Origin of the sequence: Actinophytocola sp., from assembly GCF_036555685.1 — a bacterium.
In the GTDB taxonomy this organism is placed as follows: Bacteria; Actinomycetota; Actinomycetes; order Mycobacteriales; family Pseudonocardiaceae; genus Actinophytocola.
Map to the genome: position 1 here is coordinate 1 of NZ_DATBKY010000144.1, position 11,605 is coordinate 11,605.

Below are 11,605 nucleotides of genomic sequence, written 5' to 3' on the forward strand. Positions count from 1 at the left end.
CCACGCCGAGGACCTTCAACGGCAACCAGCGCGCAACCTGGCGCGATCAAGGCGCAGCCGCCACGATTCGCCGTGGTACCGAACGGACGTCGGGCGGACGACGGCCTGGAGGCGGCCTGATCATGGGCGCGACCGGCGGCCACCACCGACCCAAGATCGCCGATCTAGCCCTTGAGCAGGGCGCGGGCCATGACCATGCGTTGGATTTGGTTGGTGCCTTCGTAGATCTGGGTGATCTTGGCGTCTCGCATCATGCGTTCTACCGGGAAGTCCTTCGTGTAGCCGGCGCCGCCGAAGAGTTGGACCGCGTCCGTGGTCACCTCCATCGCCGTGTCGGACGCGTAGGTCTTCGCTGCTGAGGCGATGAAGCCGGCGCGCTTGTCGCCGCGTTCGGAGGCGGCCGCGGAGGTGTACACCAGGTGGCGGGCCGCTTCGATCTTCATGCCCATGTCGGCGAGCATGAACTGCACGCCCTGGAAGTCGGCGATGCGCTGGCCGAACTGGCGGCGATCCTTGACGTACGCGATGGTCGCGTCGAGGGCGCCCTGTGCGATGCCGACCGCCTGGGCGCCGATCGTCGGGCGGGTGTGGTCCAGGGTGCGCAGCGCGGTCTTCAGGCCGGTACCCGGGTCGCCGACGATGCGGTCCGCCGGGATCGTGCAGTTCTCGAAGTAGATCTCGCACGTCGGCGAGCCCTTGATGCCCAGCTTGCGTTCCTTCGGTCCGACCGAGAAGCCCGGGTCGTCCTTGTGCACCACGAACGCCGAGATGCCGTTGGCCTTCTTCTCCGCCGCCGGATCCGTCACGGCCATCACCGTGTACCACGTGGACTCGCCGGCGTTCGTGATCCAGGCCTTCGTCCCGTTCAGCACCCACGTGTCGCCGTCGCGCACGGCCCGCGTCCGCATCGACGCCGTGTCCGAGCCGGCCTCGCGCTCGGACAGCGCGTACGACGCCGAAGCCTCGCCCGCCGCGAGGGACGGCAGCACCAGCTTCTTCACCTCGTCCGACCCGGACAGCAGGATCGGCTGCGTGCCCAGCTTGTTGACCGCGGGGATGAGCGAGGCCGACGCGTCGACGCGGGCCACCTCCTCGATCACGATGCACGCCGCGATCGCGTCCGCGCCCTGGCCGTCGTACTCCTCCGGCACGTGGACCGCGTTGAAGCCGGACCGCGCCAGCGCGTCGCGCGCCTCCGAGGGGTACCGCGAGTTCTCGTCCACGTCCGCGGCGTGGGGCGCGATCTCCTTCTCCGCGAGCGCGCGCACGGCCTCACGCAGCGCCTCGTGCTCCTCGCTCAGCTGGTACAGCCCCTCCACCGTCGCCACCTCCACGTGCGCGTCCGTAACACCCCGATGTTAGCGCCCGTTCACGCCAGGACCGGCGGGGTCGTCGGACGTCACATCCAGGCTCGACCGCAGCGCGGCGTCCTTGTCCAGTACGAGCCGCTCCAGGTCGGCCTGGAACTCGGCCAGCCGGGCCCGCAGCTTCTCGTCCGACGCGGCCAGCACCCGCACCGCGAGCAGGCCGGCGTTGCGGGCGCCGCCGACCGACACCGTCGCCACCGGGATCCCGGCCGGCATCTGCACGATCGAGAGCAGCGAGTCCAGCCCGTCGAGGTACTTGAGCGGCACCGGCACGCCGATGACCGGCAGCGTCGTGGCCGACGCGACCATGCCCGGCAGGTGCGCCGCCCCGCCCGCGCCCGCGATGATCACCCGCAGCCCGCGGTCGGCGGCGCCGGCCGCGTAGTCCAGCATCCGCCGCGGCGTGCGGTGCGCCGACACGACGCTGACCTCGTACGGCACCTCGAACTCGGCCAGCGCCTCGGCGGCGGCCTTCATCACCGGCCAGTCCGAGTCGCTGCCCATGATCAGGCCGATGACCGCGGTCACGTTCGCTCCCCTGTGTGGATGTCGTACCCGTCGAGCCACTCACCGTCCGAGAGCCAGTGCGCGGCCAGCCGCGCCCGCTCCCGCACGCCGGCCATCCGCGCGCCGAGCAGCGTCACGTGGCCGATCTTGCGGCCGGGCCGCTCCTGCTTGCCGTAGTAGTGCACATGCGCGTCCGGGTACCGGGCCAGCAGGTGGTGCAGCCGCTCGTCCGGGCTCATCGCGGGCGGCTGCGCCGCGCCGAGCACGTTGGCCATCACGACCGCGGGCGCGCGCGGTGTGGTGGCGCCGAGCGGGTAGTCGAGGACCGCACGCAGATGCTGCTCGAACTGCGAGGTCGCCGCGCCCTCGATGGTCCAGTGGCCCGAGTTGTGCGGCCGCATGGCGAGCTCGTTGACCACGAACCCGGCATCGGTCTCGAACAGCTCCACGGCCAGCACCCCTACGACGCCCAGCTCCGCGGCGATCCGCAACGCGAGCTCCTGGGCTTCCCCGGCCCGCCCGGCCGCGAGGTCCGGCGCGGGCGCGAGGACCTCGACGCAGATGCCGTTGGACTGCACGGTCTCCACGACCGGCCACGCGCCGCCCTGCCCGAACGGCGAGCGCGCGACGACCGCGGCCAGCTCGCGGCGCATCGCGACCCGCGCCTCGACGAGCAGCGGCGTGCCCCACTCGAGCAGCCGCGGCACGAGCTCGCGGGCGGACTCGGCACCGTTGAGCAGCCACACGCCGCGCCCGTCGTAGCCGCCGCGGGCCGCCTTGAGCACGCAGGGCCAGCCGTGCTCGTCGCCGAACTTGACCACGTCGTCCACTTCGGACACCGCGGTGAAGCTCGGCACCGGCAGGCCGAGGGAGGCGAGCTTGTGCCGCATGACGAGCTTGTCCTGCGCGTGCAGCAACGCCTCCGGCCCCGGGTGGACCTTGAACCCATCGGCGGCGAGCGCCCGCAGGTGCTCGGTCGGCACGTGCTCGTGGTCGAACGTCAGCACGTCGCACGTCTTCGCGAACGCCCGCAGCGCGTCGAGGTCGGTGTGCGAGCCGAGCGTGACGTTGGGCGTGACGAGCGCGGCCGAGTCGTCCGCGGACACGGCGAGCACGTGCAGCGACTGGCCCAGCGCGATCGCCGCCTGCTGGGTCATCCGGGCGAGCTGGCCGCCGCCCACCATGCCGACGATCGGCAGGCCGGTCCGGGGGTCCACGCCTACCTCCCTCCGGTTCGCTTTCGCAGGAGCAGCACGGCACCCGCGACCAGCGGCACGAGCAGGTACGCGCTGCCGAGCACCACCTCGGGCGGCGTCCACTCGAGCTCGGGCTTCACGCCGGGCGGGCGCGACGGGTCGGACGTGCGCATGATCAGCAGCACGCAGCTCGCGAACACGAGGACGACCCCGCCGAGCGCGGCGCGCACGCCGGCGCGGCCGGGCAGCCTGGTCAGCAGCAGCACGATCAGCGGCACGACCCAGACGTAGTGGTGCGACCACGACACGGGGCTGAGCAGCAGCCCGAAGAACGCCGTGACCAGCAGCGCGGCGAGCGGCTGGCCGGCCCGGTGGAAGCGGCGGACGAGGTGGACGGCCGGGACCGCGAGCACCGCGCCGACGCCGACGGCGGCCGCGAGTGCCCACGGGGCGAGGTCGGTCAGGCGCAGGACCAGCCCGTTGAGCGACTGGTTGCCGGCCCAGAAGGTCGGGCCGGTGCGGGCCGGGTCGGTCACGGCGACCGTCCAGAAGCGCGCGAAGTCGTGCGGCCGCATGGCGAAGATCAGTGCCTGCAGCGCGGCGAACGTGGCGAGCGCGCGCACGGCGTCCATCCGGCGGCCGGTCAGCCACAGGTGCGGCACGAATATCAGCGGCGTCAGCTTGACCGCGGCGGCGACGCCGATGAGGACGCCACCGAGGTGGCGCGCGCGGCCGGCGACGGTGCCCAGGACGAGGACGTCCACGACGACCAGGGCCATCAGGATGATGTTGATCTGCCCCAGGAAGAGCGTGCGCCACACCGGTTCGAGCGCCAGCGCGCCGATCGTGATCAGGACCGTCGCCTTGGCCGGCGGCAGCCACGACGGGCCCGCGGCCTGGATGCCGATCCGCACGACGAGGGCGAGCGCGAGGACGGAGATCGCCGCGAGCACCCCCCAGGAGACCTGCGTGGGGAACAGCGCGAGCGGGACGAACAGCAGCGCGCCGGTCGGCGGGTAGGTGAACGGCAGGTGCGCCCACGGCGGCTCGGCGGAGAGGAAGTCGTTGTCGTACAACGGTTCCCCGGTCAGCAGCGCGACCGCACCCGAGCGGTAGACGGCGGAGTCGACCCCGAGCCGCCAGTCGATGGCCCAGCTGACGATCCCCGCGACGAGCATCCCCGCCGGCACGGCGAGAAGGGCGAGCGCGTACCGCGAGGCGAACAGGCGCCGGACCGAGCGCGCGAGCCAGTGCCCGTCCTCGACGGGTGCCTCGGGGGTGGCCCGGACGGTCTCGCTCACGCTCGCAAGGAAACCACGGCCCGGCGTGGCCCGGTGGAGCCGCCCTGCCTCGATACGGTGGCGGCATGACCGACGTGCCTCCGTGGGAGCCGCCGCTGGCGGGCAACGAGGTGGACCACCTCACCGGTGCGCTGGAACGCATGCGAGCGACGTTCCGCTGGAAGGCCGACGGCCTCGACGCGGCGGGTCTGGACAAGCGGATCGGTGCCTCGTCGCTGACCATCGGTGGGCTGCTCAAACACCTGGCGTTCGTGGAGGACTACACGTTCGCGACGAAGCTGCGCGGGGAGCCGGCCGGCGAGCAGTGGGACTTCTCGACCTGGGACAGCGAGGACTGGCCGTTCACGTCGGCCGCCGCGGACACCCCGGAGCAGCTGTACGCCGGGTGGGACGGCGCGGTCGAGCGGTCGCGCGCCCGGCTCGCCGCGGCGCTCGCGGACGGCGGCCTCGACGGCCCCGCGCACGTGTCGAACGACGCCGGCCAGCACGCCAGCGTGCGGCGGCTGGTGTGCGACATGATCGAGGAGTACGGCCGCCACACCGGACACGCCGACCTGCTGCGCGAGGCCGTGGACGGCCGCGTCGGCGAGGACCCGCCGTGGGATTGGCGGATGCCCGGTGGCTGACGTACTCGGTAGCCGCGAGCGCACGCAGCCGGCGCCGCCGCACATCGTGTGGGACTCGCTGACCAGGCCACGCCAGCCGTCGGCGCGGCCGTGGCTGGACCTGCTCGACGACGAGGTCGAGCCGCGCGTGCTGGAGTCCGAGCGCCCGCACCGGGTCGTGTGGTCGTCGCTGTGGCCGGACCGGCCGGAGGACCGCATCACGTTCGACATCCGCCCGGACGGCGACGGGTGCGCGCTGCGCTGGACGCTCACGACGACGGATCGGGCGCCCGACCAGAGCAAGCTGGGACACCTGCGGTTCCGGATGAACTTCCTGCTCAACGAGAAGCTGCGGACGTCGTACGGCCAGTAGCGGCTAGGCGCGGCCGATCCGGCGTAACAGCTCCCGGGCCTCGGCGAAGGTGGCGGGCAGCTTCTCCACCCGCAGCCACGGGCGCCCGCTGGACGCCAGCTGCGGGTCGGCGGACAGGCGCTCGGTGATGCGCCAGCTCGCGGTGAGCGAGCGGTCGCCGAAGGCGGTGTCGCGCGGGGCGAGGACGGCGGCGACCGAGGGGCCGAGCAGCGCGACGCTCTCGCCGCCGTCGAAGACGTCCCGCAGGACGTCGGCGACCAGGACCATCGCCATCAGCCGCGACCAGCCGACGACCGCGGTGAGGTCGATCGTCACCGCGAGCAGCGAGTGGGTCTCCGGCACGGACCGCCCGTCGCGGGCGGCCTGGCGGTACACCTCGTGCAGCCGCGTGCGCAGGTACGAGTGCGTGGCGAGGTTCGTCAGGCTCTCCGTCGCCTCGGCGTCGCGCAGCTCGCCGCACGACGCGTCCGCCCAGGCCAGCGCGGTCGTGCGGACGAGCTTCGCGGGGGCGGCGTCGGGGTCGGTGGCGACGCGGCCGTTCGCCGGGCCGTCCGGGGATTCCTCCGGTGCCATGAGCACGGCGTGCAGCGCGGCGAGGTCGGTCAGCGTCTCCTCGAGGCCGGCACCGGCCTGCGCCCGCGCCCGGCCGAGGTCGGACAGCGCGCGGGTCAGGTCGGCCCGCCGCACGGCCGACGAGCAGACCGCGTCGACCTCGGGCAGGCCCCAGTCGCTGGGAAAACGCCAGCCGGCGGCGATGCTCGCGGTGCGCCAGCGGGCTCGCAGCACCCGCAGTGCGTGGTCAGTACCCTCAGCGTCGCCACGGTATGAGCGCGACCCGGCTTCACGTACTGTCACTTGGTGGTCCCATCTTTCGGCACTCTCGTCGTAGAAACGCGGGCCACCGACATCCGTGACGCCATTCGGGTGAACTGCTGCCCGTACCTCCAGTAAGGCGATGCCTTTCCGCCGTTGTGGTGATCAACGGATGGCGCGTTCGGCGGGATCCGTCACACTGAGCGCGGGAGCGTGTCTTTTGCGAATCCGGCTCGTTCTACAGCCGGGTCGGGGCTGACACGTGCGAGCTGAGGAGGACCGTGGCCACCGTTCCCGCCGACATCGAGGGTCCCAGCGATGCCGAGCTGATCGACGCGGTGCGCAAGGGCACGGTCTCGGCGTACGGCTCGCTCTACGAACGACACGTCGCCTCCGCGTACAACCTCGCCCGCCGGCTCTCCCGCTCCCCGGCCGAGGCCGACGACCTCGTCGCCGAGGCGTTCGCCAAGGTCCTCGACACGCTCCGGGGCGGCCGCGGGCCCGACAGCGCGTTCCGCGCGTACCTGCTCACCGCCCTGCGGCACACCGCCTACGACCGGACGCGGCGCGAGCGCCGGGTCGAGCTGTCCGACGACCTGGAGGCGACCGGCGGGGAGAAGGTGGCCGAGCCGTTCGCCGACACCGCGCTCGCCGGGCTCGAGCGGTCGCTGGCCGCGCGAGCGTTCGCGCGGCTGCCCGAGCGGTGGCAGGCGGTCCTCTGGCACACCGAGATCGAGGGCCAGTCGCCGGCCGAGGTGGCGCCACTCCTCGGCCTGACCGCGAACGGGGTCTCCGCGCTCGCCTACCGCGCCCGCGAGGGGCTGCGCCAGGCCTACCTGCAGGTACACCTCGCCGAGACCACCGCGGCACGCTGCCGCGCGACCTGCGAGCGTCTCGGCGCGTGGACCCGGCACGGCCTCGCCAGGCGGGAGAAGGCCCAGGTCGAGGCGCACCTCGACGAGTGCTCACGGTGCCGCGCGCTGGCCGCGGAGCTCGCCGACGTCAACGGCGCAATGCGCGGGGTCGTCGCCCCGCTCGTGCTGGGTGCCGGCACGCTCGGCTACCTCGCCGCCGCGGCGGCGAAGGGCGGCGCGCTGACCGCGGCCGGGGCCGGCGGGACCGCCGCGGCCGGCGGTGCGGCGGGGGCGGCGGGGTCCGTACCACGCCAGTTCCTCGGCGTCGCCGCGTCCGGGGTGGCGCTGGCCGCGGCCGTCGCGATCGCCATGACCACGGGTGGCGGCAACCAGGAGATCCCGGCCGCCGCGCCGACGCCGACCCGGACGGCACCCGCGCCACCGCCCGCCCCACCACGGCAGCAGCCGCCGGCGCCGAACCAGCCACCGGCGCCGCAACCCCCGCCGCGGGAGCCTGCGCCGCGGCAGCCGAACCCGCCCGCCGCGCCCGTGCCGCCTCCCGTGCCGCCGCCCGGGCAGCCGGCCCCGGCCGCACCGGCGAGCCTGTCGGTGTCCCCGGCCGCACCGGTCGGCCTGGTCGCGGGCGGGGAGGCCGCCGACCTGCCGCTCACCGTGCGGAACTCCGGCGGTTCGGTGTCCGAGCCGGTGACCGCCACGCTGCGCCTGCCGGCCGGGGTGACCGCGGTGCCGGCCGGCGACCGGTACGGCCACGCGCCGCTGCTGCGCATGGACGGCGCGCGGGGCGGCACGGTCGACTGCCCGGGCGGTTCCCCGGTCGTCACGTGCGCCGCCAGTTCGGGGGTGCGGCCGGGCGAGTCCGTGACGCTGCTGTTCCGCATCGCCGCCGCCGAGGGCAGCACGGGCGGGCGGCTCACCGGCACGATCACGGCCGGATCGACGACCAAGCTGGCCGTGTCGGTGCGGGTGGACGTGCGCCCGCCGGCCGCGGTGGACGCGGTCGTGCTGACCGCCGACGCCGAGTGGCTCGGCCTGCTGCCCGGCATCTGGCTGCGGCCGACGCTCGAGGCACGCGCGGAGAACACCGGCACCAGCTCGAAGCCGGTGACCGTGACCGTCGACGTGCCGGCCCGGCTGATCTACTCCGACCGGAAGATGACCTGCACGGCCGCGACGACGTGCAGGACGGCCGGCCCGGTCGACCCGGGCGAGACGCTGCGGACGGTGTTCGAGCTCGAGCCGGTCCGGTCCGCCAAGCCGCCGCACGCGGTGCACGTGGCCGCGACGCTCGGGTCCGCGAGCGACACGGCACAGGTGCCGCTGCACGAGTGGGTCTGGCCGGTGCCGCCGGGCATCCTGGTGCCACCGACGCCGTCACCCGAGCCGGGCGCGGGGTCGGGCTCGGTGTCCGGGCCGGCCACCGCGGAGCCGCCGGCGTCGAGCGACGGCACGTCGTCGAGCCCGCCACCGCCGGACGGCACGTCGTCCGGCGAGCCGCCGGCGAGGACGACGACGCCATCCGCGCCATCCGCGCCGTCCGCGCCGGCACCGCCGGCACGCGCTACGACGCCGCCGCCGGCTGGGCCGGAGCAGCCGGACGGGGGCGGGTTCGTGGAGGGTCTGCTGGGCTGGTTGCTGGGCGGGTGATCATGTCCGGACGAACCGGACGAAGCCTCGGACTTGCTGATACTGCCGATAGCGGTGGGTCACCGCTCCGTAGACTGCGGGCGTGACCGTCGTCGACTCCGTCCTGGCCCGGGTTCCCGAACCCTTGCGTGCCGTGCTCATCAAGCACCGCGAGCTCCTGAAGTTCGCCGTGGTCGGAGGCACGACGTTCGTGATCGACAACGGCATCTGGTACGTGCTGAAACTGTCGGTCCTGGAGGACAAGCCGGTCACCGCCAAGATCATCGCGATCATCATCGCGACGATCGTGTCGTACGTGCTCAACAGAGAGTGGTCGTTTCGCACCCGCGGCGGCCGCGAGCGCCACCACGAGGCCGCGCTGTTCTTCCTCATCAGCGGCATCGGCGTGGCGATCAACTCCGCGCCGCTCTACATCTCGCGCTACTGGCTGATGCTGGAGGAGCCGCACGTGTCGCGGTTCGTCCAGGAGGTCGCCGACTTCGCGAGCGGGGCGATCATCGGCATGCTGCTCGCGATGTTCTTCCGGTTCTGGGCGTTCCGCAGGTGGGTCTTCCCGGACGAGCTGGGCAGCCGCCGCCGGGGCAGTGCCCGGGCCGCCGACGACCCCGCCGAGGAGCTCGGCCACTCTTGACCGACTTCCCCTTCTATGACGGCAGACCGACGCTCGTCACGGGGAAGCGCTGGTGGACCGTCATGGCCGGGCTGGTCGCCGGCTACGCGGCGCTGCTCACGGTGCCCGTGCCCGGGATCCCGGGCGTCTGGGTCCGGGCGATCCTGTTCGCGGCGATCCCGCTCGCGGTGTTCGCACGCGCCGTACCCGGCCACTGGCGGGCGATCTTCCGCCCGCTCCGGCTCGCCGGCCTCGGCTGGATCCTCTTGTTCGCGGTGGCGTGCGTCTTCGTCCTGCTCCTGCTCGGACTGCTGCTCTCGCAGGTGACCCGCTTCGACCCGAACCCGCTCGGGCCCGTGCTGGCGCAGATGTCGCCCGGCGAGCGGGTGCTGATCCTCGTCGGCCTGGTCCCGCAGCTGTTCGGCGAGGAGCTGCTCAGCCTGCTGCCGTTCCTCGCGTTGCTCTACTGGGCGCACCACCGGCTGCGCCTGGCCCGCGGCACGGCCCTGACCCTCGCGTCGCTCGGCTCGGTCGTGATCTTCGCCGCGGCCCACCTGCCGACGTACGACTGGAACGTCGTGCAGTGTTTCGTGGTCGTCGGCTCGGCCCGCGTCGTGCTGCTGGCGGCCTACTTCACGACGAAGAACGTCTGGGTGCCCACCGGCGCGCACGTTCTCACCGACTGGACCCTGTTCGGTCTCTCGTTCGCGGCCGGCTAGCGCGGGGAGCGTTCGGCGGGCCAGCGGACGCCCTTCACGTCGCCCGCGCGCGGGACCGGCAGGAACACCGTGAACGTCGCCGGGCGCTTGGCGGACAGCTCGAGCCGGCCGCCGTCGGAGTCGATCAGTGCGCGCGCCAGCGCGAGGCCGAGGCCGGTCGAGCCGCCGCCGGAGACCCCGCGCTCGAAGATGTGCTCGGCCAGCTCGTCGGGCACGCCGTTGCCCATGTCCGACACCTCGATGACGACCGACGGGCCCGAAGCGCCGGCCCCGTCGCCGCGCGCGGCCAGCGTCACCGCGCCCGCGCCGTGACGCAGGGCGTTGTCCAGCAGCACGCCGATGACCTCCCGCAGCCGCGCCGGGGAGACCTTCGCCCACAGGCCGTCCTGCAGCTTCAGCTTCAGGGAGCGGCCCTCCGCACGCAGCGGCGCGCGCCACTCGTCGGCGATCGTGACCAGCTCCGTGCCCAGCTCGACCGGCTCGGCGCCGACCGCGCGCGCCTCGCGGGCCGCGGCCATCAGCTCGTCGAGCACGTCCGCGAGCCGCTCGGCCTGCTCCAGCGCCGCCCGCGCCTCGTGGGCGATCTCCTCGTCGGGGACCGCGGTCAGCTCCTCGATCCGCAGCTGCAGGGACGTGAGCCGGCTGCGCAGCTGGTGCGAGACGTCGCCGACCAGCTCCCGCTCCCGCTGCACGAGCTGCGCCAGTGCCGTGGCGGACGCGTCCAGCGCCTCGGCGACCGAGTCCAGCTCGGGCACGAGGTAGCGCGTTCGGTCCAGCCGGAAGTCGCCCGCGCCCAGCCGCGACGCCCGGTCCGCGACGTGCCGCAGCGGCCGGGCCAGCCGGCGCGCGGTGACGCTCGCGACGAGGAACCCGATGCCGACCGTGGCGACCACGACCAGCGCGACCAGCAGCGCGACCTGGGTCTGCGTCGTGCGCATGGGCCCGGCGTCGATCGAGAGCCGCACGGTGCCGTGCTGGACGATCGGCACCTCCTCGCTGATCGTGTCCTCACCGAGGTCGGGGCCGAGCGTGAGGTCGCGGTCGGTGTCGGGCAGCGTGACCTCCAGGTGCCCGCCGGTCGGCACGGCGAGCTGCACGCTCGACAGGTCCAGCTCGTTGCCGCTCGCGACCTCGTCGTCGAGGATCGCCGCGATCTGGCGGACCCGGCCGGCGAGGTCCTCGCGGGTCAGGCTCTCCACGATCGCCGTCGCCGTGTAGCCGAGCGGGATCCCCAGCAGGCACGCGGTGACGGTGACGGCCAGCAGGATCGCGAGCAGGACGCGGCGGCGCACGGCTTACTCGGCGTTGAACCGGAAGCCCACGCCGCGCACGGTCGCGATCCGGCCGGCCCGGTGCCCGAGCTTGCGGCGCAGCCACGACATGTGCATGTCCAGCGTCTTGCTGGTCTTCAGCTCGGGGCCGCCCCACACCTCGTCGAGGATCTCCTCGCGGGTCACGACCTGCCCGGCCTTCTGGATCAGCACGCGCAGCAGCTCGAACTCCTTGTTGGCGAGCGTCACCTCGTCGCCGTCCACGAGGACCTGGCGGGCCGCGAGGTCCATCTTGACCCCGTTGACCTCGATGGTCCCCGGCGC

General features: G+C 73.6%; 12 protein-coding genes. 5 read left to right on the forward strand and 7 right to left on the reverse strand.

From position 1 onward, the window contains the following. Positions 1-164 precede the first annotated feature (164 nt). Genes VH969_RS14065 through VH969_RS14080 form a run of 4 tightly spaced genes read right to left on the reverse strand, consistent with a single transcriptional unit; the run spans position 165 to position 4,371 of the window. Entirely contained in the window at positions 165-1,310 is a 1,146-nt protein-coding gene (locus VH969_RS14065; RefSeq protein WP_331974185.1) for an acyl-CoA dehydrogenase, read from the reverse strand. A gap of 48 nt (positions 1,311-1,358) precedes the next feature. After that, positions 1,359-1,871: a 5-(carboxyamino)imidazole ribonucleotide mutase gene (gene purE / locus VH969_RS14070; protein WP_414638506.1), complete on the reverse strand. Its 513-nt coding sequence runs from the start codon at positions 1,869-1,871 to the stop codon at positions 1,359-1,361. Between the two features lie 20 nt (positions 1,872-1,891). Then, the gene (locus VH969_RS14075; protein WP_331974176.1) at positions 1,892-3,091 is read right to left on the reverse strand and encodes a 5-(carboxyamino)imidazole ribonucleotide synthase; all 1,200 of its coding nucleotides are present in this window, start codon (positions 3,089-3,091) and stop codon (positions 1,892-1,894) included. A 2-nt stretch (positions 3,092-3,093) separates the two neighbouring features. After that, entirely contained in the window at positions 3,094-4,371 is a 1,278-nt protein-coding gene (locus VH969_RS14080) for a glycosyltransferase 87 family protein (protein ID WP_414638505.1), read from the reverse strand. A gap of 65 nt (positions 4,372-4,436) precedes the next feature. Between VH969_RS14080 and VH969_RS14085 the strand changes: the two genes are divergently transcribed. Continuing rightward, positions 4,437-4,997, forward strand: a complete 561-nt coding sequence (locus VH969_RS14085) for a mycothiol transferase (protein WP_331974177.1) — start codon at positions 4,437-4,439, stop codon at positions 4,995-4,997. Further along, complete coding sequence (locus VH969_RS14090) at positions 4,990-5,349, forward strand: SRPBCC family protein (RefSeq protein ID WP_331974178.1); 360 nt, start codon at positions 4,990-4,992, stop codon at positions 5,347-5,349. The genes VH969_RS14085 and VH969_RS14090 overlap by 8 nt, the downstream gene beginning before the upstream one ends. Before the next feature lie 3 nt (positions 5,350-5,352). Here the strand turns inward: VH969_RS14090 and VH969_RS14095 are convergent, their stop codons facing one another. Beyond that, the gene (locus VH969_RS14095) at positions 5,353-6,135 is read right to left on the reverse strand and encodes a GGDEF domain-containing protein (RefSeq protein ID WP_331974179.1); all 783 of its coding nucleotides are present in this window, start codon (positions 6,133-6,135) and stop codon (positions 5,353-5,355) included. Positions 6,136-6,443: 308 nt separating this feature from the next. On the opposite strand from VH969_RS14095, the gene VH969_RS14100 reads away from it, so the two are divergent. The 3 genes from VH969_RS14100 (at position 6,444) to VH969_RS14110 (ending at position 10,010) form a co-directional block, all read left to right on the forward strand. Beyond that, positions 6,444-8,681, forward strand: coding sequence for a sigma-70 family RNA polymerase sigma factor (locus VH969_RS14100; RefSeq protein WP_331974180.1), 2,238 nt, complete (start codon positions 6,444-6,446; stop codon positions 8,679-8,681). A gap of 82 nt (positions 8,682-8,763) precedes the next feature. After that, positions 8,764-9,312 carry a GtrA family protein gene (locus VH969_RS14105; protein WP_331974181.1) on the forward strand — a complete coding sequence of 183 codons (549 nt, stop codon included), beginning with the start codon at positions 8,764-8,766 and terminating at the stop codon, positions 9,310-9,312. Further along, complete coding sequence (locus tag VH969_RS14110; protein ID WP_331974182.1) at positions 9,309-10,010, forward strand: CPBP family glutamic-type intramembrane protease; 702 nt, start codon at positions 9,309-9,311, stop codon at positions 10,008-10,010. Before VH969_RS14105 ends, VH969_RS14110 begins: the two co-directional genes overlap by 4 nt. Here the strand turns inward: VH969_RS14110 and VH969_RS14115 are convergent. Together VH969_RS14115 and VH969_RS14120 are read right to left on the reverse strand one after the other, a co-directional pair. Further along, positions 10,007-11,302, reverse strand: coding sequence for a sensor histidine kinase (locus VH969_RS14115; protein WP_331974183.1), 1,296 nt, complete (start codon positions 11,300-11,302; stop codon positions 10,007-10,009). The genes VH969_RS14110 and VH969_RS14115 overlap by 4 nt on opposite strands. A gap of 3 nt (positions 11,303-11,305) precedes the next feature. Continuing rightward, the coding region (locus VH969_RS14120; protein WP_331974184.1) for a winged helix-turn-helix domain-containing protein at positions 11,306-11,605 on the reverse strand (300 nt) is incomplete at its 5' end.

Excerpts from the sequence above, each read along its gene's own strand:
- purE (WP_414638506.1), bottom strand. The coding sequence starts at position 1,871 with ATGGGCAGCGACTCGGACTGGCCGGTGATGAAGGCCGCCGCCGAGGCG.
- VH969_RS14085 (WP_331974177.1), top strand. The coding sequence starts at position 4,437 with ATGACCGACGTGCCTCCGTGGGAGCCGCCGCTGGCGGGCAACGAGGTG.